Below are 24738 nucleotides of genomic sequence, written 5' to 3' on the forward strand. Positions count from 1 at the left end.
TGCTAGGCCGACTCCCGACGTTCCAACCGGATCACCGGAGACCCCTGATGACTGCATCGCCCTACAACCCGCCGTGCGGCGGCCTCCCGCCTCAGACTGCGCTGATGACCGGCCGGGCGGTGTTCACGGAAGCCTACGCGGTCATCCCTCGGGGGGTGATGAGCGACATCGTCACGTCCGTGCTGCCGTTCTGGGAGGGTACCCGGGCCTGGATGCTATCGCGGCCGCTCTCGGGCTTCTCCGAGACTTTCGCACAATACCTCATGGCGGTCGCCCCCGGCGGTGGCAGTTCGCAGCCTGAGCCTGATCCGGACGCCGAGGGCGTGCTGTTCGTGGTGGAGGGACAGGCCCACCTGATCGTCGGCGCTCAGGCGCATGACCTCGTGCCCGGCAGCTACGCCTACCTGCCACCCGGCACTTCCTGGAGCCTGCGCAACGCCGGGGCCGCGACCACCCGCTTCCATTGGATCCGAAAAGCTTACGTGCGGGTGCCCGGCATCGAGGTTCCGCCAGCCTTCGTCACCCACGAATCCGCCGTTCCGACGGCACCGATGCCTGGCACCGACGGGGCTTGGGCCACGACCCGCTTCGTCGCCTCCGACGACGTGCGCCACGACATGCACGTCAACATCGTCGCCATGCGCCCGGGCGCATCGATTCCGTTCGAGGAGACGCACGTGATGGAACACGGGCTGTTCGTGCTGGAGGGGAAAGCGGTCTACCGGCTTAACCGCGACTGGATCGAGGTGGAGGCCGGCGATTTTATGTGGCTGCGCGCCTACTGCCCGCAGGCCTGCTACGCTGGCGGCCCTGGCCCGTTCCGCTACCTGCTCTACAAGGACGTCAACCGCCACGCCGCCCTGGCGCCATTCCGGACGGCCCGATGAGTGATCACCGAATCGTCGCCGAGCCGTTGACGCAGAAGGCCTTCGCCCCGTTCGGCACCGTGATCGACAAGAGCGCCGTCGCACCGCGCCCCATGAACGCCGGCAGGGCCCGCCGCTTCCACGATCTCGCCCAGGTGGGGGTGGTGGGCGAGGACGGGCACGTGGTGATTGGCTACGTCGAAGCCGAACCCTACGATTTGCCCCTCGCGGTCAGCCTCGTCGAGCGCCATCCCCTCGGAGCGCAGGCCTTCCTGCCCCTGAACGCCGCGCCGTTTCTCGTCGTGGTCTGCCCCGACGCGGGCGGGCGCCCCGGCAGGCCACGTGCTTTCGTCACCGCGCCCGGCCAGGGCGTCTGCTACGCCATGGGCACGTGGCATGGTGTGCTGACCCCGTTCGGTGCCCCTCAAGACTTCATCGTGATCGACCGGGCCGGGCCGGGCGTGAACTTGGAAGAGTTCACGTTTGAGGTGCCCTGGGCGATACAGATCCAGGACGGTCGAGCGCTCGATTTCTGATGCTGGACGAAGCGAGCCAGAGCGGAGGCCTCGTGGCGCGCTGGATCAATCCCGGTGGCTTTCGGAGTTGCGATGCCTCGTGCGTGCGGCTTCCGGCAGGGTGACGATCGGTCGGCCATTTCGGGATTCACCAGATGCCGAGTAAACTTAGTTTACGATCAAGACCAGTCATCTTACGCCAATTTTTCGCCTCTGCTTAAGTATTTACTAGTCCGCAGCAATATCATGCCGAGCGAATCGAAGGTGGGCCGGATAAGATTCGGTAGCCTTGTCGTCGCACCCGCGCTCTTCGACTTCGTTGCGACCGACGCGCAGCCCGGCACCGGCATTTCGCCAAAAGCATCCTGGGGCCGAGGCTCCAGGAAGCCGTGGAAGCAGCAAATCCTGCGCAAGCGGAGACTGCGCAACTCGACTGCACCAGCCGGGGTTTGCGGGTCCTCCCTGTCAGGCGCATCCGTCCGACCGTCCGCCTCCAATTCTATCAAACGCTCGGCCGCGAGGCGGGCAGCGCCTTGGATCAGCTCGAACGCCGCGCGAATGCACCGGACGGCGCAGCTGCGTCGAACCGTTCGGCCGTATGACGAGTGGCCTCCCGAGCGCTCCCGAAAGCCCTTCCTCAACGCGCGGTGGGGAAAAGAACGTCACAGCCAGTTTCTGCTTGAGCGCCAACGCATTGACGCTGGGCGGCTCAAATTTGCTTCAAAGGCCGAAGGTTGCGGCCATGATTAATTAGGCTACGGCTTTCTAAAGCAGTGGAAAGGACAATCAAGATCAAATCCAGGCGACTCATTCGGCCGGCGACGCGGGAGCTTAAGCTTTGCCCTATCAATTCATGGAGGACGCAAGATTAATGCGTCTTCTTGAAAGCTTTGTTGCGAATGCGCCAAGTTCGTCTGCACTGAAGATCGCGGACCAGTTCGACAATCCGCTATCTGACAATGAAGTTCGTGTCTTCGATGAAATTCTTCTACGAATGTCTAGAATTGAGACACTCAGTGTTCGTGCAAAGCTCGCCCGCAGCCTATCTCATCTCAGTCGTGGCCCGTCACAAACAGTGAAAGAGCTATCCTATGATCTGCACAGCGAAGTCGCCAGCCCGCTCCTATCCGGTTCGGTGCTGGCGCTCGACGAGGATCTGATCGCGATTGCTCATGTCCGGAGCCAGGAACACCTGGACGCCATCGCCAAGCGGCCTCACGTCAGCATACCCGTCACGGATGTCGTGGTCTGGCGCGGAACCTGGCCGATTCTCCGAACGCTGTCGGCCAACCGGACGGCTCGGTTGTCGCACGGGGGATTGCTCCGCCTTGTCGCGATCTCGCAAGGTGACGGCCACATCACCGTGGCCCTGACGAAACGCCAGGATGTCCCACCGGAAACCAGGAAGGTGCTCCTCACGCAGTTCAGGCAGATGGTCGAGACGCGGCAGCCTCCCTTCTGCGGTGAGAATTCCGGCCTCAGCCTCGAAAGCAGCCGCATGCCCGCCATCCTGGCTCCGCAGGTCTCGGCGGGCGATGCGCTCTCCGACCGCCGATTGCGCGCGGCGGTAGCGCGCGTCCGAAGCCTGGAAGCGCAACGTCCGCTCGCACCCGTCGACATCGCCGACGCCCTGACGCGGGAGAACCTCGCCGAAGCGCTGGCCGTGATTGCCTACCTCGCGGAGACCGAGATCGATGTCCTCGCGCGATCCGTGACAGGGACCGGCCCCACGCGGCATCATGCGCTTCTGATCATGAAAGCCGCAGACCTGCCCTGGACCCTGGTCGAACGCGTCCTGCTGGACGTGGTGCGAGTGGTGACTCCGGGTGCCGATCCGGCGCCGAGCCAAATCTCGGCCCAGCGGCAGACCTACGCGAAGCTCCTGCGCCGGACCGCCCAGCGCGCCCTCAAGGCGATTCATCTGCGGTCTCGGATCCGCGTCATTGAGGGCGGGATGACCGGGGGCCTTTGACGATTTCGATGCGGACTTCCGCATTGGACCGAGAGGCACCTACGCGCCGGACCATGCAGGCCCAAGCGGATCAGAACCCTGGACCAGCGTGCGTTCCCGGGACCTCGATAAGGAATCAGGCGCCGCCCCCGAGCCATCACACCATTGATATAAACTCGTCCCTGCACCGGATCTAAGCAGCGCGTTTTGCATCGATAAAGTGACAGCACGACATTCCGCCAATTTCGACCGACAAAACGACGATTCCATCAACATCGTTACAGCACCATGACGTGTGGAACTGGGCTAAACCGAGTTTGCTCTGGCAATTGATACGATTGTATTTCGCCGGTCAGATCGGTAGTTCGCCCATAGATCACACCGAAAGCCCCACATAAAAGATTCATTAAATGCAGCATCCAGAACGTTTTAATGAATAAATGTCGTTCCGCTGACGGTTGCGCGTGCAACATGGAGCCGGGCTGGATCTGTTCTGCTATAAATGATCCCCCATTCCGCTCTCTGTCTCGGAATTTACGTCTGATATACTTATAATTACGAGCCGAAGTCTGGCATCCTGCAGGACAGTGCGAGCGCCTCGCATGATACGGGCGCGAGCTCCCGCATACTTTCTTCTGAATTCGGGGATGTGAGCTTCACAAGTGACAGCACCACCGGCGGCACCGTATCCGGCGCAAACATGATGTCGCTGGACTGACAGGGCGACGCGACCGCGGTTATCTCGCTCAATCAAGCTTGGAATTCGAGCCGCGGCATCGAGATCGCCGAGCTTAGCGGAACGAGGCTGGTGCTCCAGAACTGGGTCGACGCCTAGGTTCATCTCTCAGACAACCTCGACCATGCCATCACGCTGGACGGGTCCAAGCGCGGCGAAGTGGTTCTCGGCAACGGCAACAACACCGTCCTTATCGGCGCCGAAAACAACGATCGCGACTGGACGATCGGGTTTGAGATCGTCACCGCCAACGGAAAGGACACGATCACCGTCAGGCTTTCCAGCCGCAACGATGTCGGCGGCGGCTATGACGGTGGCCTGCCGAAGACCTGGATCGATGCCGGAGCCGGCGACGACGCCGTTCTCGGTGGCGCGGGCGCCGATATGGTCAGCGGCGGTGGCGGCGACGACCGTATCGACACGGGCGGCGGCGATGACGCCATTTGGGGTGGCACCGGGCCGAACGCCGTCGCGGGCGGCTGCAGACTACGCCATCGACGTCAGCAAGGGCCGGGTCACGATCAGTGGCCTTAGCGAGACAAGTTCGCTTACCGGTATCAAGATGCTGAGCTTCGCCGACGGAACGTCGATCCGCGTCATGTCGAGTGCCCACAACGACAGGATCTCGGTCGCGTCCGATGCCGTGACGTCGGAGCTGTCGACGCTCCTTCTCGCCAATGACCCGGCGATCGACGAGTGCGACACCCTCCACATCACCAGCGTCGAGACCGGGAGCACCATGGGCAGCGTTGCCTTCGACGCAGCGAGGGATCTTCTGTCCTACGCCGCATCGAACCAGGTTGCCTTTGCCGAAGGCGAGCACGGCACGGATCGGTTCACCTACTCGATCAGCGACGGGCATGGCGGCGTCAGCACCGCGACCGTCACCCTGGACATCGTCGGCACCAACGATGCGGTGGTGCTGGACGCCGATGCCTCGGGTCCTCACCGCCTGAGCGAGACCGCAAAAGTCACCGGAAGTCTCGCGGCGCAGGCCGCCAGCGGCGACTTGCGCTTCCACGATGCCGGCCTGTCTGACACGCACGTCACCACGGCCGGCCCCGCGTGCTTCTCATGGTCCGGCGGCCAACCCACCATGGATCAAGTCACGTTGCTGACGGCGGCGAGCACATTCAGCCTGCAAGTGACCGACAGCACCGGCACCGGCGCGGGTCGTGTTCAGTTCGCGTACGGCACGGTCGACAAGACCCTCGATTTCCTGGCCTGGGACGAGACCTTGACCGTCATCTACGACGTTCAGGTGGCGGGCGGCCTTGGCTCATCGTCTCTGCAGGCCGTCGAAATCATGGTGACGGGCGCCAACGATGCGCCGACGATCGCCCAGGCTCAGAGCCTGGCCAGCGAAACGGTGCGCGAGCGGTCAAGCACGACCGGCAATGCCGCTCTCGACCAGACCTCCGGACGGATCGCCTTCAGCGACGCGGACCTGACCGATCGTCCGGACGCGACGGTGGTGGGTCAGACCACCGTGTACAAGGGCGCGAGGGGTGCAGAATACACTCTCGATGCAGCACAATCGGCCACCATCAGGAATGGCTTCGCTCTGACGGTCGATACACGCAATACCAATTCCGGGGCCGTAAACTGGAGCTTCGCCCTCAAAGACAGCAGCGTAGTCGGCAAGCAGGCGGGTGCCTTGGTGGTCAGCCACTTCGCCTGATTGCCGGCCGGTGGGCCTTCACGGGTCCCCGTCCGGCTCCCCATCGGTCGAGCGCCGTTTCAGGCGCTCAATCATCCAGCGCCCAGCCGGTCCGGGCGGCGCGGCGGTTCGGTAAACCGCCGAGATCGGCAGGGACAGCCCTCCCGGCGGAACGTCTTCGATCGCCAGTTCGACGAGGCGGCCCTCGGCGATATCCTGGCGGACCGAATGCAGCGGCATGCCGCCCCAGCCGAGCCCGCTGACCAGAAAGGCGTGCTTGGCGAACAGATCGGCTAGGCGCCACGTCGTCGGTGACATCACACCGAACTCGCGTCCGGCCGAGAGCTCGGAGCGATCCGTGAGGACGAGTTGGATATGCTGCGCCAGGACGTCTCCGGGAATCATGTCGCGATGTGCCGCCAGCGGGTGATCGGACGCCGCGACCATCACGAACTCGACGGTCCCGATCCGCTCGACCGTCAAGCCTGCGGGCAAGGTCGGAAGCGAGCCCACCAGGCCGAAGCTCGCCCGCTGATCGAGGACGGGTTGAACCACCGCCCCAAGCGCCTCCACGTAGAGACGCAGCGGCGTCGCCGGGAACTGCACGCGGAACTCGCGGGCGGTGTCGGCCAGGACCCGAATCGGGAAGAACACGTCGATCACGGCGGTCAATTCCGCCTCGAGCCCGCCGGCCATCCCCTTGGCCCGCGCCTTCATGCCGTCGACCCCGGCGACGATCGCGCGGGCATCGGCGAGAAGCAGGACGCCCTCGGTCGTCAGGCGGGGATAGCGCCCCCTCCGATCGAACAGCGTGACGCCGAGTTGCGCTTCGAGGTTGGCGATTGTTTCGCTGACGGCCGATTGCGTCCGCCGGACACGACGGGCTGCCGCGGAGAAGCTGCCCTCATCGGCCGCCGCCTGGAAGATCCGCAATTGGTCCAGCGAGACTCCGTCGAGCATGGTCAGACACCTCCATCGGGCAGCCCGATGGGTAAAATCAAAACAAGCCCGATGTCGTCGCCTAGCACTGGGAACATGACGGGTTATCTCAGGACGAAGACGTCCGTCGCCATCAACGGACCGGCGTGGCAACCATCGTCGCTGACGATGGATCGCATCGCAAGAGACCGGCTGGTCTGAAAATGGCCGCCTGTCATGAAGGGGAAACAGGCCAGGACGCCGACAACCACCACGAGGGCATGACGATGGAAATCGGGATCGACAGCTTCGCCGCTACCATGCCGGATCCGGAGACGGGCCGAACAGTCTCGCCGGCGGACCGGATGGAGGCGCTGCTGGCCGAGGTGGAGACCGCCGACCGGGTGGGCCTCGACGTCTTCGGCATCGGCGAGCACCATCGCACGGAGTTCCTCGATTCGGCCCCCACCGTCATCCTGGCCGCGGCCGCGGCGCGAACCCGGCGTATCCGGCTCGCCAGCGCCGTTACGGTGCTCAGCGCCGCCGATCCGGTACGGGTCTTCCAGGAATTCGCAACCGTGGATCTCATCGCCAAAGGCCGCGTGGAGATCGTCGTCGGTCGCGGCTCCTTCGGGGAGGCCTATCCGTTGTTCGGGTTCGCCAGGGAGGATTACGACGCCCTGTTCGCGGAAAAGCTCGACCTGCTCCTGACGCTGCGCGACGAGGTCCATGTGACCTGGAGCGGACGCTTCCGTCCCCCGCTCAGCGGTCAGGGTGTCTATCCGCGCCCCCATCAGGCCCAGATTCCGATCTGGCTCGGGGTCGGAGGTACCCCGCAATCCTTCGCGCGCGCGGGTACGCTCGGCCTGCCCCTGATGGTGGCGATCATCGGCGGCAGCTTCCAGCGCTTCCGTCCCCTCGTCGATCTCTACCGGGAGGCGGGCCGCAGGGCTGGACATGCGCCGGACACGCTCCGCGTCGGAGTCCACGCCATGGGCTTCGTCGGCGACACCGATCAGGCCGCGCGCGATGCGTTCTTCCCCGGTTGGGCACACATGTTCACCGAGATCGGGCGCGAGCGCGGCTGGGCCCGAGCCAACCGTGTCCAATTCGACGCGATGTGCGGACCGGACGGTGCCTTCCTGATCGGTTCGGCCGAAACGGTCGGCGCCAAGATCCTGGCTGCGAACGAGGCCTTGGGCGGCCTATCCCGCGTCACCTTCCAGATGAGTTCGGCCATGCTGGAGACCGACGCAATGCAGCGTTCGATCACGCTGCTCGGCACGCGGGTCGCCCCCGCCGTCAAAGCTGTTTTGGCCGGCACCCGGCCATGATGGCGTGGATGCCCGGCGCGTGCCGGACGGCGCTCACGGCCGGCATTGGGCGGGACGCCGTTCTGCATGCGTCGGACGGTTGAGTTTGGCCGAATGATCGAAACCCTGGCGCGAGTTAAACAATAATTCACCGCATGATGCTTTCTTGCCGCGATCCCCACCTGTGTTTTGAGAGGAGGTTCAGAGATGGAGGCCGAGAGGAAGCTTGCGAGCCAAGCCACCGTCAATGAAGAGGCCGATCGCATTCGGGAGATCTTCAAAGAATCCTTCCAACAGACGGACGGAAGCCTGGAGCGCCTTCTCCCAAGCAATTTTACCGAGACCATCGCTCAGAGAGCAGAGACCGGCAAACCGGCGGATGATGACTTTGATTGGTCGGTAACACTGGCCAACGTCGAAGCGATCGTCGATGCCAGCAATGCCAGCCGATCCGCCATCGTACAGGCGGAGATGCGTGCGGAAATCGCGGAGGCCAAGGCCAAGGAAGCGCTTCATTGGCTTCGGACCCTACACAACGCCGTTCTCAAAGGACTTCCCCGTTAAGGTTCACGAGGCAATTGGCTCGGGCTCCGGCGGGGCCCGCTCATCGGCTGTGACATCGCTTCATCGTTGCGCCTTGCCGGATCGTGTAAGGTGATGTGGCATAGGGGCAGTGGACATGGTCAGGTTTCTTTTGAAGTGGCTCGTGCTCTCGATTCCCCTGGGGATCTCTCTCGGGAAATTCATTAAGGCCGCTAAAGAACCGGGCCGGGGGATGCCCCAGCCACAGACCGCGAAGCGGCGCGACGTAGTACGGCGCCCCGACCCGGCATAACGGTGGCCCGGACTCGCCTCGGTCTGCTTCTCCCGACCGGGCTTTCCACCGCTGACGCATCCAACGAACCGATCGAATTCGATCGTGCTTAGGCATCGGGCCTCCAAGCTCTTACCCCTGCCCCAGTTCACAACCTGTGGTTTTTCCTTGCGTGCGACCTCGCGTACAACCAAGCCATGGCACGCCCGAGAGCGTTGACCTGCAGACAGGATGATCTGCGGGAATCCTGATCGGCAGGAATCTTCGGGCTGCCGGGAGGAAGCGCAATGGCGGTTGCGGTGCGGGCAGATGTGTCGAGCAGGATTGGTCTCGCCTCGCACCAGAACGCCCGTCCGGTTCTCAACGAACTGGAGATCGTCGGCGACGACGAAGTCCACGCGGATCTCGTCGTGACGCTGACGGCCGACCCGTCCTTTCTGAAGCCGCGCTCCTGGGCGATCGATTGCATCCGTCCAGGCGGGTCCGTCCGGTTGGCTGACCGCGACATTTCGCTCGCCGCAGGTTTCCTGGCGGACCTGAACGAAACGGTCACCGGCACGGTCATGCTGCGTGTGTCTCATGCGGACCGAACGCTGGCCGTCAGCGAGCATCCGGTTACGCTTCTCAAGCCATCCGAATGGGGCGGGGCGGCGTCGATGGGCGAGTTGCTCGCCGCCTTCGTGAGGCCGACCGATTCGGCGGTCGATGGCATTCTGCTGGAAACCTCGGGAATCCTCCGGCGTGCGGGTAAACCGGATGGCTTCGATGGCTATGCGGACCGCTCGCGGAGCCGCGCCTGGGATGTCACCTCGGCGATCTGGTCCGCCATCTGCGGGTTGCGCCTCGTCGGAGAGCGATCGCCTGCCGGCTTTGCGACCGAGGGTCAGGCAGTGCGTTCTCCGACCGACATCCTGAAGGATGGAAGGGCGACGGACCTGGATCTGGCGCTCCTGTTCGCCGCCGTGGTCGAACAAGCCGGCCTCAACCCCCTCGTGGTGCTGACCGGGGAACAGGCCCTTGCGGGAGCCTGGCTGCAGCCACAGGAATTTGCGGCCCTCGTTACGGACGAGGCGGCCTCCCTTCGGAAGCGGGCCGATCTCCAGGATCTCGTGTTGCTCGAAACGGCTCTGACTGGGCAGGCTCATCCGCCCGGCTTCGGCAGCGCCCTGGCAGGAGCGCGCCGGCGGATCGCGGAGGATGCCGACTCCACCTTCACCATGGCGTTGGACATCCGCCGCGCGCGCCTGCGCCGCATCCACCCGCTCGACACCCCGCGACACAGCCCCCCGAACAACCCGTCGGACGATTCAGCCGTGCGGGTCGGAACGCTCGCGTCCTTCGAAGCAGCCCCGCCCCTTCCCGCCTTCGACGTCGAGGTGACGGCGGAGCCGAGCACGCCGGCCGGCCGGATCGCGCTCTGGCAGCGCCGCCTGCTGGACCTCACAACGCGCAACCGGCTGCTCAACCTGCCCGAAGGTGCGAAGGCCGTCCGGCTCGCCTGCCCGGAACCGGCGAGGCTGGAGGACCGCCTGTCGGCGGGCAAACGAATTCGCGTCGTCGCCGAACCCGACTTCGGGAACGGCGGACCCGGCAAGACCTCCGGTCCGCTCCCGGACGGCGAGGACCAGCGAGCGGCTTATGCCCGCGCCGCCCTCGAACGCGATCAGGTCGTCGCCGTCGGCGACGCGAAGCATCGCGATGTGAAACACCTCGATCCGATGCTGATCGGCCTCTACCGGAAGGCGAGGTCCGATCTGGAGGAAGGCGGAGCCAACACGCTCTACCTCGCTCTCGGCTTCCTGAAGTGGCGCCGCTCGGGCGCCGACACGCGGGTCTACCGGGCGCCCCTCATCCTCCTGCCGGTGAAACTGGAGCGGATGAGCGCTCTGTCCGGAGTCGCCCTGCTGCGCCATGACGACGAGGCGCGCTTCAATCTCACGCTTCTGGAAATGCTGCGCCAGGATTTTGCGCTGCCGATCCCGGGACTGGACGGCTCCCTGCCGATGGATGCGAGCGGCGTCGATGTGGCTGGGATCTGGAACCTCGTGCGGCGGGCGGTGCGGGACGTGCCGGGCTTCGAGGTCACCGAGGATGTGGTGATCAGCACCTTCTCCTTCGCCAAATATCTGATGTGGAAGGACTTGGCGGACCGAAGTGGTCAATTGGCTGCGAGCCCTGTCGTGCGGCATCTGATCGAGCGGGCGCGTGAGCGCTTTCCCGAGGGGCCGCCCTTTCCGAGACCAGAGCACCTCGACGACGCGATCGACCCGTCGGAACTCTTTGTCCCACTTCCGGCGGATTCCTCGCAGATCGCGGCGGTCGTCGCCTCCGCGCGGGGCTGCGACTTCGTCCTCGACGGACCGCCCGGTACGGGCAAGTCACAGACCATCGCCAACATGATCGCGCATAATCTCGCCCTCGGACGGCGCATTCTGTTCGTGGCGGAGAAGCGCGCCGCCCTCGACGTGGTCCATCGGCGGCTCACGGAGAAAGGTCTCGGCACGTTCTGCCTGGAACTTCATTCGAACAGGGCATCGAAGCTCGAGGTCCTGAAGAGCCTTGAACGCGTCTGGGAGACTCGGGATGCCTTGTCCCCCGAGGAATGGGCCCGCGAAGCCGCTCAGGTCCGAAGGCTGCGGGATCGTCTCAACGCAGTTGTCCGACTGCTGCACGAGAGGCATGGGAACGGCTTGACGCTGCACGGCGCCATCGGGCGCGTGGTGCGGGACTGGTCGCCCGACCTGCCGGACCTCGGCTGGACCGAAGACGTCGCGCACGACAAAGCGTCCCTCGATGCCCTGCGGGGGACCGTCCACCGGCTGGACCTGCATCACAGCGCCATTCCTGTCATCCCCGACGCCTTCGCGCCCATTCGGCACCAGGCGTGGTCGAATGGCTGGCAGGCGCGGACCCTGGCCGCCGCACGGGCGATCGCGCCAGCGCGCAGCGCCCTCGACGAGGCGCGGGATGGGATCCTGGCCGCCACGCGCCTGCGCTATCCGGCGACCGACCTCGATACGATCGCCAAGCTCCATCGGCTGGCCACGGCACTGCTCGCGGCATCGGGCCAGGATCTGCGCTTTGCCTTCGCGCCCGACGCCACCGCCCGCATCGCACGTGTCCGAACCGTCGCCGATGCGATCGACGGATTCCGAGCGGCGGAGAGGAGCCTATCGACATCCTATTCAGCGGACGGGCTGCGGCGCCTGGACCTCGACCGGCTGGATGCCGCGTGGGCCGAAGCAGCGCGGAGCGTTTGGCCCTTCAACGTTCTCACGCGCCGCCGCGTCACCGCGCGACTTCGGAGGGAAGGCCACGCGATTGCGCGGCCCGACCCTGCACGTGACCTGCCGGTGCTGCGCCGGATGGCAGGCTTCCAGAGCTTCGTCGCCTCCGCCGCGCCGGACCTCGCCGGTCCGCCCGGGTGCGACGCCGGCCACGACACCGTTGCGATGCGGCGCACGGCCGAGATCGCCGAGGCGCTGCGATCGGCACTCTCCGCAACCGCCGCCGATGCCGACACGCTCGCTGCGCTTGCGCGGGTAACCGCCACCCTGGTGATCGAAGCCAACGATCTGCTGAGCCCGGATGGCCGGATCGCCGGGGCGGCCGCCGACCTCGGACTTCGCCTCGCTGCGTGGGAGGACACAGCGGGCCATGTCGCGGTCCTGCTGGCCCTCGGCCCTTCGGCGAGCCGGGACCTCGACGGGATATCGGCCCTGGGGGCCGCCATTGCGACGGCGCCCGCCGGGCTCAAGCCATGGTGCGACTGGCAGCGGGTTCGGCAGACTGCCCTCGACGCGGGTTTGCGGGCGGTCGTTCTGGCCCTGGAGGCCGGAACCGTGGCGGAGGGCGGCGCGCTCGCCCTGTTCGAGACGATCCATGCCCGCTGGTTCGCGGCGCGCGGCATCGATGCCGAGCCCGACCTGCGGGATCTGGTCACGGCCGAGCACGGCGATGCGATCGACGCCTTTCGCCGCCTGGACGAACGCCTCGACGCGCTCGCGATCCGCATGATCCGGGCACGCATCTGCGGGTTGATCCCCGACAAGGACACGGTCGGGCGCAAGGGTGGATACGGCGTCCTGAAGCATGAACTGCGCAAGCAGCGCGCGCACAAACCCATCCGCCAACTCGCCGCCGAAATGGGCGAGGCCTTTACCCGCCTCGCGCCGTGCATGCTCATGAGTCCCTTGTCGATCGCGCAGTACCTACCGCCGGATCAGGCCCTTTTCGACCTCGTCATCTTCGATGAAGCATCGCAGATCGCCCCCTGGGACGCGATCGGCTCGATCGCCCGCGGACGGCAGGTCGTCGTCGCCGGCGATCCGCGACAGATGCCGCCGACCAGCTTCTTCACGCGATCCGCGAATGCCGGCGAGGCAGACGAGGTCGAGGCCGACATGGCCAGCATTCTCGACGAATGCCTCGCGGCCGGCGTCCCGAGCCATGGGCTGAGCTGGCACTATCGCAGCCGGCACGAAAGCCTGATCGCCTTCTCCAACCACCGCTACTACGACGGCGCCCTCATCACCTTTCCGGCTGCGGAGACCCGGGCCAGCGCGGTCGAATGGCGGCGCGTTTCGGGCGTCTACGCAAAGGGGAAGGGCCGGACGAATCAGATCGAGGCCCAGGCGATCGTTGCCGAGATCGTCCGGCGCCTGACCGACCCCGATTGTGTGGATCACGCCCATACCCTGGCCGTCATCACGCTGAACACCGAGCAGCAGGCGCTGATCGAGAACCTTCTCGACCTCGAGCGGAAACGGCGTCCCGAGATCGAGTACGCCTTCGGCGAGGACGTTCCGGAACCCGTGGTGGTCAAGAACTTGGAGACCGTGCAGGGCGACGAACGGGACGTGATCCTGCTCGGCATCGGCTACGGGCCGACAGAGGCCGAGGCCGGCACGATGTCCATGAACTTCGGTCCGCTCAACCGGGATGGCGGATGGCGACGCCTGAACGTCGCCCTCACACGCGCCCGTCGCGAAATGGTGGTGTTCACCTCCTTCGAACCAGGAATGATCGACCTCAATCGGACCAGCGCACCGGCGGTCAGGGACCTGAAGCACTTCCTCGAATTCGCCGAGCGCGGACCTCGCGCCCTGGCCGAGGCCGTCCAGGGCTCGCTCGGCGGCGCTGAATCTCCTTTCGAAGAGGCGGTCGCTGCGGCCTTGTCGGGTCGGGGGTGGGTCGTGGTTCCGCAGATCGGGGTATCGCGCTTCCGCATCGACCTCGGCGTGGTGCATCCCGACAGGCCGGGCGACTATCTCGCGGGTGTCGAGTGCGACGGGGCAACCTACCACGCTGCTGCCACGGCGCGCGATCGCGATAGGGTCAGGGCGACGATCCTGGAAGGCCTCGGCTGGTCGCTGGTCCGCGTCTGGTCGACGGATTGGTGGGTCGACCGGGCGGGTGCCCTCGACCGCCTCGACACCGCGCTGCGATCACGTCTGGCCGAGTCGCGCCTGCAGTTGACGGCGGCAGGCGGCGCGTTCGATCCACCCGCCGATCCCGAAAGCCCGGACGGCGAAACCTCATTCCGCTGAAGGCCCGCGGGTCGGTCGTGGTGCAGCTGAACCAGCCCGCGCACGACGAGGTTGGTCACCGCACCAGACCTCCTCCCTTGAGCACCCGCCATGAACCCCGATGAACACCGCGCCCTCGTCATCCTGGTCGAGGAGGAGCCTGACCAGCGCCGGGCCATCGCCGACATGCTCGATCGGGCGGGCCTTGCGGTCCTGGGGGCGGAGACGACGGACCAGGGCCTGCGCCTGCTGGACGCGACACCGGACGCCCGAGGGCTGGTGACCGACGCGCATGTGCCGGGCGCGATCGATGGCTGGGAGTTGGCGCAGCGTGCCCGCGCGCTGAGGCCGGATCTCGCGGTGGTTCTGATGTCGGGCCATTCCGATCCCACCTCCGGATTCTTGCCGGAGGGAGCGGCCTTCCTGCTGAAACCGAACGTTCCAGCGAACCTCGCCACGACGCTGGAAGCGATGCTCGCGCAAGCCTGAGCGATCCTTGGGGATACATTCCGGCCCGGCTCCGGTTCTGCCAGCATGAGTCAGGAACAATCGTCATCCGGAGCAGTCACCGCTCGCGTCGTCATCGTAGGCGCCGGCTTCGGCGGCCTCGCGACCGCCAAGGCCCTTGCGGGGTCGGAAGTCGCGGTCACGCTGATCGACCAGCACAACTACCACCTGTTCGTACCGTTGCTGTACCAGGTGGCGACGGCAGCGCTCTCCCCCGCCGACATCGCCGAGCCGATCCGGCACATCCTGTCGGGAGCCGCTAACGTCAACGTGGTGATGGGGCGGGTCACGGGCATCGACCAGGGAGCCCGGCAGCTGCTGCTCGCGGATGGGAGCGGAATCGCCTACGATCGCCTCGTCATCGCCACGGGCTCGACGAGCACCTATTTCGGACATGACGCCTGGGCGCCGTACGCCCCGTCGCTGAAGAGCCTTGAGGAGGCGCGGACCATCCGCACGCGGGTGCTGCAGGCCTTCGAACGGGCGGAGCGAACCCAGGACCCGGCCGAGCGCGCGCGCCTGATGACGATCGTCGTCGTCGGCGGCGGTCCGACCGGCGTCGAGATGGCCGGCTCCATCGCCGAACTCGCCCACCACGCCCTCGCCCGCGATTTCCGCCACATCGATCCGACCACCGCGCGGGTGATCCTGGTCGAAGCCGGCCCGCGCCTGCTGACGGCCTTCCCGGAGGCGCTGGCGGCCTATGCGCTCGGCTCCCTGGAGCGCCTCGGGGTGAGCGTGATGACGGGCCAGGCGGTGCAGGACATCGATGCGGAGGGCGTGACGCTCGCCGGGCGGGTCGTCCCGGCCGCCACCGTGATCTGGGGGGCCGGGGTGCGCGCCTCGCCGGCGGCCGGGTGGCTCGGGGTGACGCCGGACCGGAACGGGCGCATCCCCGTCGAGCCCGACCTTTCGGTGACCGGGTGTCCGGACGTGTTCGCCCTGGGCGATACGGCGTTGATCCGCGATGCGGCGGGAGAGCCCCTGCCGGGTCTGGCCCAGGTCGCCCAGCAGCAGGGAAGCCATCTCGGTCGCGCCCTGCGCGAGGCCTTGACCCAGGGTAAGCCATTGCCGCCGTTCACCTTTCGGAATCGCGGCAACGCCGCCATCGTGGGGCGGCATGCGGCCATCTTCGATTTCGGGCGCGGACGCCGGCTCAAGGGTTTCCCGGCCTGGCTGCTCTGGGCGGCCGTGCACGTGGTGCTGCTGGTGGATTTCGCCCAGCGGACCCGGGTGTCGCTGCAATGGCTGTGGCGCTACCTGACCTATCGCCGGGGGGCGCGCCTGATCACCGCGCCGCCGGCCCGCTGAGCGCCGGGCCTTACACTGCGGCGAAGAGGTCGGCGCGGTTCAACGAAGTGGTGAGGAACGTGCGATAGAGTTCGTGGAATACACGCGAGCGTTCGTCGCGGTCGCGCCAGTTTTGAACCAAACCGAGGGAGAGTGCGGGTGAGTGCCGCTCCAGCAATATCGATCGGGGCCACGACGCCGGCCGACCGCCTGCCCGAGCTGTCGCGGCTCGCAGCCCGCTTCGCCGCGACGGTGCTGGACGCCCAGATCGCGGGCCGCCCGGTCCCGGACGACCAGATCCGCTACCTGCTCGACGCGGCCCTTCTGCTGAACGAGTACGGCGCGGAACTGCCGTCGCCCCTCGACCAGATCATGCAGGATGCCAGTACGCCGAAGGCCCCCGAGGCGCAGCCGGAGGATGCGGAGTCCGGAAACGCGGGGCCGGCGGATGCCGCACCGGCCGAGGTCCAGGACGACGATGCCGGCCGGCTGGCCTGGCTCCTGCGCCCCTTCCAGGGCGCGAAGCGCTGAGCGGGGCTCAGGGCAGAGTGTAGCCCGGCTTCCGGACCAGAACGTCCGGCTGGCCGACGATCTCGGGGTGATAGACCGTCGCCGCCCAATCCGCCTCGGGCACGTCGACGATCGCCACCGAGAGCGCCGCCTCGGGCACCCCGGCGCTCGCCATTACGGCGGCCACGATCGCGTCGGCGATCTGCGTCTTCTGCTCGTCCGTCTTGCCGGGGTAGAGCTTCACGGTCACGTGCGGCATAGGTCGAATCCTTTGGCCCGGGGATCAAGGCGTGCGGGGCGAGGCCCCCCGGTCCATTGCCAGGAGCGCACGGGCTGGGCAAGCGCGTCGGCCCTCGGCGAGAGGGAAACGCTGCGGGTCCGCGAGGCGGTTCGCCGGCACGCGTAACGGCCCCTCCGCCGATGTGTGACGCCGGGTCGGTCGCCGGATTCCGCTGCTGAGGGATGAGGAACTTCCCCAGCCCCTTTGCATTCCCACCGCGGCCGGGCGCCATGCCCGCGCCGATCCCGGAGGCAAGCCGGGATCGTGGATTGCCGGGGGAAACGCAGATGTTCGGCCGACTCGCTTTCGCGACCCTGCTCGCGCTTCCGGCCCTGACTTCGGGCGCCGCCTTCGCGGGCGAGGAGGAGCAGGCCGCCCTGTGCCGCGGCGACGTCATGCGCCTGTGCCTGAGCGCCGTGCCGAACCGCGACCAGATCGTCTCCTGCATGCGTGTGAACCGGGCGAGCCTCAGCCCCGGCTGCCGCACGGTGTTCGATGCGGGTTCCCGCGACCGGGCGGGGACGCGCTCGGCCAACCTGCGCTGACGGGGTTTTGCCGGTGGGACGGTTGAACCCCCGCCCGATCCCTGTAAGCCGGAGGGCATGCACGCCCCGTCCCCGCTCCGGCGGCCGTTCTCGGCCCTCCGTTCGACGCTCACCAGCGAGGCCGGTGGCGGCCTCGTCCTGATGGCGAGCGCCGCCCTCGCCCTCGGGGTGGCCAATTCCGCCCTGGCCGGGGCCTACGTCTCGGCGCTCCAGGCGAAGCTCGGCGGCCTGACTGTGCTGCATTGGGTCAACGACGCCCTGATGGCGCTGTTCTTCCTGCTGGTCGGCCTCGAGATCAAGCGCGAGATGCTGGACGGGCGGCTGCGGACCTGGCCGGACCGCATCCTGCCGGGGCTTGCCGCCCTCGGCGGCATGGCTGCGCCGGCCCTGGTCTACCTGGCGGTGAACCGGCACTCGCCCGAGACGATGCGAGGCTGGGCGATCCCGGCCGCCACCGACATCGCCTTCGCCCTCGGGGTGCTGGCGCTGCTGGGGTCCCGGGTGCCGGTCTCGCTCAAGATCTTCCTGACCGCCCTGGCGATCATCGACGACCTCGGCGCCGTCATCATCATCGCGCTGTTCTACACCGCCGACCTGTCGGTGCCGATGCTCGGCGGAGCGGCCGTGACGCTGGCCCTGCTCTACGGCCTGAACCGGGCCGGGATCAGCCGCCTGTCGCCCTACCTGCTGCTCGGGCTGGTGCTCTGGGTCTTCGTTCTCAAATCCGGCATTCACGCCACGGTCGCGGGCGTGCTCCTGGCGCTGACGATCCCGCTGCGCCTCAGCACCGGCCGGCCGGACGACCCGACCTCGCCGCTGCACCGACTCGAACACGCGATCCAGCCCTGGTCGGCCTACCTGATCCTGCCGATCTTCGGCTTCGCCAATGCGGGCGTGTCCCTCGCGGGCTTCACGCCCGGGATGCTGCTCGATCCGGTGACCCTGGGCGTGGCCCTCGGCCTCGTCGTCGGCAAGCAGGCCGGGGTGTTCGGTCTCGTCGTCCTGGCGGTGAAACTCGGCCTCGCCCAGCGGCCGGCGGGGGCCGGGTGGCTGCAGATCTACGGGGTCTCGCTCCTGTGCGGCATCGGCTTCACCATGAGCCTGTTCATCGGACTCCTGGCCTTCGCCGGCGCGCCGGAGCTCGAATCCGAGACCAAGGTCGGCGTCCTGGCCGGATCGATCGTCTGCATGCTGGCCGGCGCGCTGGTGCTGCTGGTCGCACCCCGCCGCGAGGTGGGGGCGCCCGAACGCGGCCACTGAGGGGGCTGGCCGGGACGAGCGGGGGCGCCCGCCTGCCTGCGCGCTCTCGGGCGCGCCCATCCTGGTGCCGTCCGCGTGCTGCACGTCACCCTGCTGGGTAAGCAGGCGGGAGAGGAGTGTGCTGGAGGTCATCTGCGGATGGGCTTCAAGCCCCACAAGGCTCCCTCTCCCGGAAGGAGAGGCCTGGGGTGAGGTGTGTGACCGCTCCGGACACTCCCCACACCAGCCCGCCGAGGGGGCGAGAAGAGCCCCCGCCTCGGCAACACTGTTCCGGACACCGTCTTCCCGACTGCGCAGGAACGTCGCAGGTCTGAAAGCTCGGGCCGGCGCAGCGGTTGTCGCGAGTGGCAGCAACGCCAGACCGGCACGCCTCCGCGTCCGGTCGGATGCCGGGACCGAGACGGACACGCCATGCCCCTCCTCATCGCCTTCATCGCGGCCGCCGCGGGCGTGCTGAACACGGTCCAGGCGGGGGCGAACACCACCCTGGCGCGGACACTCGGCCAGCCGATCCTCGCCGCCTTCGTGGTGACGGGGGCCAATGCGGCAGTCTATCTGCTGGCCGTGCCGTTCGTCGGCCTCGCCTGGCCCGGCACCGCACGGGTCGCGGGGGTGCCCTGGTGGGCCTGGGCCGGCGGCGCCATGGGCGGGGTCTACGTGCTGGCGATGATCTTCCTGGCGGAGCGCCTCGGCGCGGCGGTCTTCACCGGCATCACCGTGACGGCGGCGATCCTGACGTCGACCTTGCTCGACCATCACGGGTGGCTCGGCTTCGCCCAGCACGCGGCGGGGACGGGGCGCATCCTCGGCTGCCTGCTGATGGTCGGCGGCCTGGTGCTGGTTTCGATCTTCTGAGGGGATCGTCGAAGCGTCGGGGTGGCTTCGGAGGGAATGGTGGGCGCGACAGGGATCGAACCTGTGACCCTTCGCGTGTGAAGCGAATGCTCTCCCGCTGAGCTACGCACCCGGACCGAGGGCCTTCTAGGGCTATGGGCGCAGCGGCGTCAAGCGCTGATCGGCAGGTTCTGTCGCGGGCTCGGCGGGTTTGACCCCGGCCCCGGCGCGTTCCGGCCCGGCCTCGGGGCGCGGGGTCCCGAGCCGGAGAAGGATCACCACCGGCACGAGCCCGACGGCGACGATGAGCAGGGCCGCCACGGTGCCGTCCTCGTAGGTGCCGCGTGCCGCCTCGCCGTAGAGGTGGGTCGCCAGGGTCTCGACGTTGAGGGGGCGCAGCAGCAGGGTGGCGGGCAATTCCTTGACGCAATCGACGAAGACCAGGAGGGCCCCGCTGAGTACGGCCGGCCAGGCCAGGGGGAACTGCACCCGCCACAGGGTGGCGCCGGGGCCGCGCCCGAGCATCCGCCCGGCATCGGGCAGGCTGCGGGGCACGCGGGCCAGCCCGGCCTCGCAGGTTCCGATGCTGACCGCGAGGAAGCGTACGAGGTAGGCCGTGACCAGGGCGCCGCCGGTGCCGAGGCCGATCAGCGCCGGGGCGATGCCGAAGAGCTGCGTGGTGCCGGCCGAGAGGGCCGTGTCGGCGAGCGCCAGGGGGCCGAGCAGGCCGATGGCCAGGATCGCGCCCGGCAGGGCATAGCCGAGGCTCGCCACCCGGATCAGCGCCTCGCCCCAGCGGCGCGCCACGAGGCGCGGGCCGGCCGCCACCACGAAGCCGAGGGCGGCCGCCAGGAGCGTGGCGATTCCCGCATACAGCAGGGTGTAGCCGATCTCGGGCAGGATCGTCTCGGGCAGGCCGCTGCGCAGCACCCGCCGGAGGGCGGCATGGACGAGGTAGCTCGCGGGAATCGCGAAGCCGATCGCCACGGGCACGAGCCCGAGGGCCAGGGCGGCCCAGGCGCGTGGCCCCGACAGCCGCTGCCGGGCGAGCCGGCGCGGGCGCTGAGCGGTGCCGGCGAAGCCCCGGCCCGACCGGGCCCAGCGCTCCACCGCCACCAGGGCCACCACCGCCACCAGCATGACCAGGGCGATCTGGGCCGCGCCGGCGAGATCCGAGCGGTTGACCCACGTGGCATACACCTGGACCGTGAGGGTGCGGACGCCGAGGAATTCCGCCGCCCCGATGTCGTTGAGGGCCTCCATCAGGGCGAGGCTCGCCCCGAGCGCGATGGCCGGGCGCGCCATCGGCAGGGCGACGCGCAGGAAGGTCCCGGAGGGCGAGCGCCCGAGCATCCGCGCCGCCTCGATGAGGTTGGCGGCCTGCATCAGGAACAGCGCCCGGGTCGGCAGGTAGACGTAGGGGTAGAGCACGAAGCCGAGGAGCAGGATGCAGCCGGGCAGCGAGCGGATCTCCGGCAGCACGAGGTCGCGCGGGCGGGCATAGCCCAGGAGATCGCGCAGGGTGGTCTGGACCGGTCCGATCGGGTGCAGCAGGTCGAGATACGCGAAGGCGACGATGTAGGTCGGCACCGCCATCGGCAGCAGCAATCCGGCCTCGAGCAGGCGCCGCCCGGGGAAGTCGTAGGCCGCCACCAGCCAGGCCGATCCGGCCCCGAGGGCGATCACCAGCACGCCGACCCCGGCGAGCAGCAGGGCGGTGTCGCGCAGCGCCTGCGGCAGCACGTGGGCGACGAGATGGGGCCACAGGGCCCCGCCCGCCGCGTCACCGGCGCCCTCTCCGGCCGCCACCATGAGGGCGACGACCGGACTCAGCACCAACACGCACAACGCCAGCCCGGCGGCGCCCCAGGCGAGGCCGCGTGCGTTGCGGGTGAACGAGAGGGCGGGGGCGGCCCCGGTCATGCGGGTCTCGAATGCGTCTGCGATGGATCGGCCGAACGTGTGGGCGCTTCTCCCGCAGGGACCGGCCCGCTCGCACGCCGTGAAGGCGTTGCGCCCGTCCCTCTCCCCTCTGCGGGAGAGGGTGGCCCGCATCAGCGGGTCGGGTGAGGGGCGCGACATGCCCGGAGAGGGCTTCCCCTCTGGCGGGACTTCGTCTCGGCCCGCCTGCTGCGCAGGCCCCCTCCCCCGCGGAAGGGGGAGGGTTGGAGCGCCCTCAATTGTCGAAGCCGACCTTGTCGAGGAGGAGGCTCGCCGCCTTGCGGTTGCGGGCGATCTCCACCAGGGGCACGGAATCGATGGTCAGCGGGCCGAGCGCCGTGAGCAGCGGGTCGATCGGGGCGCCGGCCTTCACCGGGTACTCGTAATCGGCCTTGGCGTAGAGGCCCTGGGCCTCGTCGGAGACAAGGTATTCCAGGAGCTTGACCGCCTCGTCGCGGTTGGGCGCGGTCTTGGACACCACCGCGCCCGAGATGTTCACATGGGTGCCGCCGCCCGCGAAGGTGGGCATCACCACCTTGATGCCGTCGCCCCATTTCTGCTGCTCGGGTCCGCCGCGGCCGGAGCGCATCAGGCCGACATAGTAGGAATTGCCGAGGCCGATCTGGCAGGTGTCGGCGAGGATGTCGCGGGCGACGTCGCGGTCGCCGCCGGCCGGCTTGCGGGCGAGGTTGGCCTTGAGGGCGCGCAGCCACGCCTCGGTCTTCTCGGGCCCATGCTTGACGAGGTAATGGGCGATCAGCGCCGTGTTGTAGGGGTGCTGGCCCGAGCGCAGGCACAGGCCGCCCTTCCAGTTCGGATCGGCCAGTCCCTCGTAGGTCATGGCCGTGAGATCGGAGAGGTCCTTGTCGGCGTAGAGCACGCGGGCGCGCATCGACAGGGCGAACCAGCGCCCCTCGGCGTCGCGCAGGGTGGCGGGCACCGCCGCCTCCAGCACGCCGGAGCGCACCGGCTGGGCGAGGTCGCGGTCGACGAGGTCGATGAGGTTGCCGACATCGACGGTCATCAGCACGTCGGCCTTGGCGCGGGCGCCCTCGGCGGCCACGCGCTCGGCGAGGCCCTTCTCGACGAAGACGGTGTTGACGGTGATGCCGCTCTTGGCCGTGAAGGCGTCGAGCAGAGGCCGGATCAGGCCGGGCTCGCGGGTGGTGTAGAGGTTCACCTCCGCGGCCGAGGCCGTGCCCATCACGGTCGCCAGCATCAGCCCCGCGAACCCGATCACCCGCATCCCGCCCGCCATCGCCGATACCCTCTCCGCTGAACCCGACGGGTGTTCAGAAGCATCACGGCGAAAAAAGCAAGGATGATGTCTTAGACTTAAACCAATTCCAAACAACAGGTGCAGACTAGGCGCCGGGGCAGGCGCGGATCGTCTTTTAATCCCGTTCGTCGCCAAAAATAAAACCGCTCTCCGGCGCGACGGTGAGGCCGACCCGGTCGCCGGGCTGCCGGGAATCCGCGTCGGGCACGGGCAGCCGCAGGGGCTCGGCGAAGCCCTCGACAGCCAGAGTCAGGAGCGCATGCGCTCCGAGGAAGCGGCGCCCGGTCACCACCGCGTCGAGGCCCGCCCCCGCTGCGCCGAGGCGCAGGGCTTCCGGGCGCAGGCAGTAGCGCAGGGCCGTCCCCTCGGCCCGTCCCGGCGCCGGCACCGGCCCGAACGGCGTCGCCAGGGCGCCCGCGCGGCAGGGGCCCGCCCAGGCGATCAGGTCGCCGAAGAAGCGCGCGGCGAAGTGGCTCCCGGGGCGCTCGTAGAGGTCGCGCCCGGTGCCGACCTGCACGATGCGGCCCCGGCGCATCAGGGCGATGCGGTCGGAAAATCCCAGGGCCTCCTCGGGATCGTGGGTGACCAGGAGCGTGGTGGTGCCGCTGGCGCGCAGCACCGCGAGGGTGTCGTCGCGGACCCGGTCGCGGGTGCGCCGGTCGAGATTCGAGAACGGCTCGTCGAGGAGGAGGATGCGCGGTCCCGGCGCCAGCGCGCGGGCGAGCGCGACGCGCTGGCTCTCGCCCCCCGACAGGGTGCCCGGATAGCTGTTGGACCGGTCGGCGAGGCCGACCTGCTCCAGGCGCGCCGCCGCGAAGACGCGGGCCTCGGCGGCGGACCGGGCATGCAGGCCGAAGCGGACGTTCTCGGCCACCGTCAGGTGGGGGAACAGCGCATAGTCCTGGAACATCAGCCCGACGCCGCGCGCCTCCGGCGGAACGCCGCGGCCGCCCTCGCTGACCACCGTGCCGTCGAGGCGGATGGTGCCGGTGTCCGGCTGCTCCAGCCCCGCGATGGCCCGCAGGAGCGTGCTCTTGCCGCAGCCGGAATCGCCCAGCAGCGCCAGGATCTCGCCGGGCTGCACCTGGAGCGAGACGTCGGCGAGCGCCCGCACCGCGCCGAAGCGCAGGCCGATGCCGTGCAGATCGAGGCGCGGCGGCGTGGGGGCGGGCTGGGGCGCATCGAAGCTCATGCGAGCCTTGTGTCACCGCGGGCCGACGGCGAAAACCCTCCGGTCCGCAGGAAGCGGAGGGTCTCGGCGATGACCGCGGGGTTGCGCATCATCAGGCCGTGGCTGGCATGCAACGTGATGTGGTCGGCCATGCCCGCGACCCGCGTGCGCTGGACGGTGACCCGGCCGTCATTGGCAGCCCGCAGCATCAGCCACGATTCCACGGGATAGAGCGTGCGGTCGCCCGCGATGACTCCCAATGGATAGTCGATGGCGCCGAGGAGGTCGCGGAGGCGATCGTCCGGCCGGGTCGTCAACTGGGCTCCGGCCGGACCGAAGAAGCGCCGGTAGGCGCGAAAGCCGTGGAGCCGGTCGGCGACCTCGCTCCCGCCGTTCGGCGGCCCCAGCATCACCACTCGTCCGAGATTGGCCGGCCGCTGCGTGTGGAGCCACGCCCGGGCGAGGAGGCCACCCATCGAGTGGGTGACCACGTGCAGGGTCCGCACCCGGGCGGCGAAGGCGGCTGCGGGTGGTCCGATGACCGTCACGAGATCGCCGAGACCGGCTTTGCGGGAGGGGTAGTCGAGGTTCAGCGTCGCGAACCCGGCCGCGCGAAACGTACCCTCCAGCCGGGTCATGGAGGCGGCCCGCCGGGCGAGGCCGTGTAGAAGCAGCACCCCCTCGAGGTCCGCATCGCCGGGCGCGGATCGTCCGGATTCGTCCATCCTAGTGCACCTCCTCGCGACGATCGGCTGCGCAGCGGTCGCGCATTACCACCAGGATGCCTATATTCCGGTTATGTTCCATCAAAGCCCCGCCC

At 68.2% G+C, this 24738-nt stretch carries 20 protein-coding genes and 1 tRNA gene; 14 read left to right on the forward strand and 7 right to left on the reverse strand.

All coding sequences use genetic code 11. The annotated features are described in order from the left end of the window. The first annotated feature begins 47 nt into the window (after nucleotides 1–47). From ASF60_RS05570 to ASF60_RS05590, 5 genes are all read left to right on the forward strand, one after another. A complete protein-coding gene (locus ASF60_RS05570; protein WP_056181650.1) occupies nucleotides 48–887 on the forward strand; it encodes a bifunctional allantoicase/(S)-ureidoglycine aminohydrolase in 840 nt (279 codons plus the stop codon). Then, on the forward strand, nucleotides 884–1402 hold the full coding sequence (locus tag ASF60_RS05575; RefSeq protein ID WP_056181652.1) for an ureidoglycolate lyase: 519 nt from the start codon (nucleotides 884–886) through the stop codon (nucleotides 1400–1402). Before ASF60_RS05570 ends, ASF60_RS05575 begins: the two co-directional genes overlap by 4 nt. A gap of 850 nt (nucleotides 1403–2252) precedes the next feature. Continuing rightward, nucleotides 2253–3353 carry a DUF2336 domain-containing protein gene (locus ASF60_RS05580; protein WP_162241295.1) on the forward strand — a complete coding sequence of 367 codons (1101 nt, stop codon included), beginning with the start codon at nucleotides 2253–2255 and terminating at the stop codon, nucleotides 3351–3353. An 874-nt stretch (nucleotides 3354–4227) separates the two neighbouring features. Further along, nucleotides 4228–4602, forward strand: coding sequence for a calcium-binding protein (locus ASF60_RS24910; RefSeq protein WP_056181659.1), 375 nt, complete (start codon nucleotides 4228–4230; stop codon nucleotides 4600–4602). 28 nt (nucleotides 4603–4630) lie between these two features. Further along, a complete protein-coding gene (locus ASF60_RS05590) occupies nucleotides 4631–5749 on the forward strand; it encodes an Ig-like domain-containing protein (protein WP_056181664.1) in 1119 nt (372 codons plus the stop codon). 18 nt (nucleotides 5750–5767) lie between these two features. On the opposite strand, the gene ASF60_RS05595 is transcribed toward ASF60_RS05590, so the two are convergent. Then, the gene (locus ASF60_RS05595) at nucleotides 5768–6688 is read right to left on the reverse strand and encodes a LysR family transcriptional regulator (protein WP_056181666.1); all 921 of its coding nucleotides are present in this window, start codon (nucleotides 6686–6688) and stop codon (nucleotides 5768–5770) included. 245 nt (nucleotides 6689–6933) lie between these two features. Between ASF60_RS05595 and ASF60_RS05600 the strand changes: the two genes are divergently transcribed. From ASF60_RS05600 to ASF60_RS05625, 6 genes are all read left to right on the forward strand, one after another. Further along, nucleotides 6934–7980 (forward strand): LLM class flavin-dependent oxidoreductase, encoded by a 1047-nt coding sequence (locus ASF60_RS05600; protein ID WP_056181973.1) that lies wholly within the window; start codon nucleotides 6934–6936, stop codon nucleotides 7978–7980. Between the two features lie 186 nt (nucleotides 7981–8166). Further along, complete coding sequence (locus tag ASF60_RS05605) at nucleotides 8167–8523, forward strand: hypothetical protein (protein WP_056181669.1); 357 nt, start codon at nucleotides 8167–8169, stop codon at nucleotides 8521–8523. Between the two features lie 561 nt (nucleotides 8524–9084). Further along, on the forward strand, nucleotides 9085–14322 hold the full coding sequence (locus ASF60_RS05610; RefSeq protein ID WP_200940906.1) for a DUF4011 domain-containing protein: 5238 nt from the start codon (nucleotides 9085–9087) through the stop codon (nucleotides 14320–14322). 90 nt (nucleotides 14323–14412) lie between these two features. Beyond that, on the forward strand, nucleotides 14413–14790 hold the full coding sequence (locus ASF60_RS05615) for a response regulator (protein ID WP_056181672.1): 378 nt from the start codon (nucleotides 14413–14415) through the stop codon (nucleotides 14788–14790). A 45-nt stretch (nucleotides 14791–14835) separates the two neighbouring features. After that, nucleotides 14836–16119: an NAD(P)/FAD-dependent oxidoreductase gene (locus tag ASF60_RS05620; RefSeq protein ID WP_056181675.1), complete on the forward strand. Its 1284-nt coding sequence runs from the start codon at nucleotides 14836–14838 to the stop codon at nucleotides 16117–16119. 138 nt (nucleotides 16120–16257) lie between these two features. Next, nucleotides 16258–16629: a hypothetical protein gene (locus tag ASF60_RS05625; RefSeq protein WP_244476968.1), complete on the forward strand. Its 372-nt coding sequence runs from the start codon at nucleotides 16258–16260 to the stop codon at nucleotides 16627–16629. Nucleotides 16630–16636: 7 nt separating this feature from the next. On the opposite strand, the gene ASF60_RS05630 is transcribed toward ASF60_RS05625, so the two are convergent. Further along, nucleotides 16637–16867: a tautomerase family protein gene (locus tag ASF60_RS05630; RefSeq protein ID WP_056181677.1), complete on the reverse strand. Its 231-nt coding sequence runs from the start codon at nucleotides 16865–16867 to the stop codon at nucleotides 16637–16639. 308 nt (nucleotides 16868–17175) lie between these two features. Between ASF60_RS05630 and ASF60_RS05635 the strand changes: the two genes are divergently transcribed. The 3 genes from ASF60_RS05635 (at nucleotide 17176) to ASF60_RS05645 (ending at nucleotide 19548) form a co-directional block, all read left to right on the forward strand. Further along, complete coding sequence (locus tag ASF60_RS05635) at nucleotides 17176–17433, forward strand: hypothetical protein (protein WP_056181679.1); 258 nt, start codon at nucleotides 17176–17178, stop codon at nucleotides 17431–17433. Between the two features lie 57 nt (nucleotides 17434–17490). Further along, complete coding sequence (gene nhaA / locus ASF60_RS05640) at nucleotides 17491–18693, forward strand: Na+/H+ antiporter NhaA (RefSeq protein ID WP_056181681.1); 1203 nt, start codon at nucleotides 17491–17493, stop codon at nucleotides 18691–18693. A 411-nt stretch (nucleotides 18694–19104) separates the two neighbouring features. Continuing rightward, the gene (locus ASF60_RS05645; protein ID WP_056181684.1) at nucleotides 19105–19548 is read left to right on the forward strand and encodes a DMT family transporter; all 444 of its coding nucleotides are present in this window, start codon (nucleotides 19105–19107) and stop codon (nucleotides 19546–19548) included. Nucleotides 19549–19585: 37 nt separating this feature from the next. Here ASF60_RS05645 and ASF60_RS05650 read toward each other — a convergent pair. The 5 genes from ASF60_RS05650 to ASF60_RS05670 all read right to left on the reverse strand — a co-directional run bounded on the left by ASF60_RS05650 (nucleotide 19586) and on the right by ASF60_RS05670 (nucleotide 24643). After that, nucleotides 19586–19660: transfer RNA gene (locus ASF60_RS05650), tRNA-Val, on the reverse strand. A gap of 20 nt (nucleotides 19661–19680) precedes the next feature. After that, entirely contained in the window at nucleotides 19681–21450 is a 1770-nt protein-coding gene (locus ASF60_RS05655; protein WP_082507771.1) for an ABC transporter permease, read from the reverse strand. Between the two features lie 253 nt (nucleotides 21451–21703). Beyond that, nucleotides 21704–22714, reverse strand: coding sequence for an extracellular solute-binding protein (locus ASF60_RS05660; RefSeq protein WP_056181981.1), 1011 nt, complete (start codon nucleotides 22712–22714; stop codon nucleotides 21704–21706). A gap of 148 nt (nucleotides 22715–22862) precedes the next feature. After that, a complete protein-coding gene (locus ASF60_RS05665; RefSeq protein ID WP_056181687.1) occupies nucleotides 22863–23939 on the reverse strand; it encodes an ABC transporter ATP-binding protein in 1077 nt (358 codons plus the stop codon). Next, nucleotides 23936–24643, reverse strand: coding sequence for an alpha/beta hydrolase (locus ASF60_RS05670; RefSeq protein WP_056181690.1), 708 nt, complete (start codon nucleotides 24641–24643; stop codon nucleotides 23936–23938). The genes ASF60_RS05665 and ASF60_RS05670 overlap by 4 nt, the downstream gene beginning before the upstream one ends. Nucleotides 24644–24738 lie beyond the last annotated feature (95 nt).

Source organism: Methylobacterium sp. Leaf113, assembly GCF_001423325.1.
Lineage (GTDB): Bacteria > Pseudomonadota > Alphaproteobacteria > Rhizobiales > Beijerinckiaceae > Methylobacterium.

Bases quoted from the DNA above. Each gene is read 5' to 3' on its own strand.
- ASF60_RS05595 (WP_056181666.1), bottom strand. From the start codon at position 6,688: ATGCTCGACGGAGTCTCGCTGGACCAATTGCGGATCTTCCAGGCGGCG.
- ASF60_RS05660 (WP_056181981.1), bottom strand. From the start codon at position 22,714: ATGCGGGTGATCGGGTTCGCGGGGCTGATGCTGGCGACCGTGATGGGC.
- ASF60_RS05620 (WP_056181675.1), top strand. From the start codon at position 14,836: ATGAGTCAGGAACAATCGTCATCCGGAGCAGTCACCGCTCGCGTCGTC.
- ASF60_RS05670 (WP_056181690.1), bottom strand. From the start codon at position 24,643: ATGGACGAATCCGGACGATCCGCGCCCGGCGATGCGGACCTCGAGGGG.
- ASF60_RS05575 (WP_056181652.1), top strand. From the start codon at position 884: ATGAGTGATCACCGAATCGTCGCCGAGCCGTTGACGCAGAAGGCCTTC.
- ASF60_RS05615 (WP_056181672.1), top strand. From the start codon at position 14,413: ATGAACCCCGATGAACACCGCGCCCTCGTCATCCTGGTCGAGGAGGAG.
- ASF60_RS05665 (WP_056181687.1), bottom strand. From the start codon at position 23,939: ATGAGCTTCGATGCGCCCCAGCCCGCCCCCACGCCGCCGCGCCTCGAT.
- ASF60_RS05605 (WP_056181669.1), top strand. From the start codon at position 8,167: ATGGAGGCCGAGAGGAAGCTTGCGAGCCAAGCCACCGTCAATGAAGAG.
- ASF60_RS05645 (WP_056181684.1), top strand. From the start codon at position 19,105: ATGCCCCTCCTCATCGCCTTCATCGCGGCCGCCGCGGGCGTGCTGAAC.
- ASF60_RS05630 (WP_056181677.1), bottom strand. From the start codon at position 16,867: ATGCCGCACGTGACCGTGAAGCTCTACCCCGGCAAGACGGACGAGCAG.
- ASF60_RS05635 (WP_056181679.1), top strand. From the start codon at position 17,176: ATGTTCGGCCGACTCGCTTTCGCGACCCTGCTCGCGCTTCCGGCCCTG.
- ASF60_RS05600 (WP_056181973.1), top strand. From the start codon at position 6,934: ATGGAAATCGGGATCGACAGCTTCGCCGCTACCATGCCGGATCCGGAG.
- ASF60_RS05655 (WP_082507771.1), bottom strand. From the start codon at position 21,450: ATGACCGGGGCCGCCCCCGCCCTCTCGTTCACCCGCAACGCACGCGGC.
- nhaA (WP_056181681.1), top strand. From the start codon at position 17,491: ATGCACGCCCCGTCCCCGCTCCGGCGGCCGTTCTCGGCCCTCCGTTCG.
- ASF60_RS05570 (WP_056181650.1), top strand. From the start codon at position 48: ATGACTGCATCGCCCTACAACCCGCCGTGCGGCGGCCTCCCGCCTCAG.
- ASF60_RS05580 (WP_162241295.1), top strand. From the start codon at position 2,253: ATGCGTCTTCTTGAAAGCTTTGTTGCGAATGCGCCAAGTTCGTCTGCA.
- ASF60_RS05590 (WP_056181664.1), top strand. From the start codon at position 4,631: ATGCTGAGCTTCGCCGACGGAACGTCGATCCGCGTCATGTCGAGTGCC.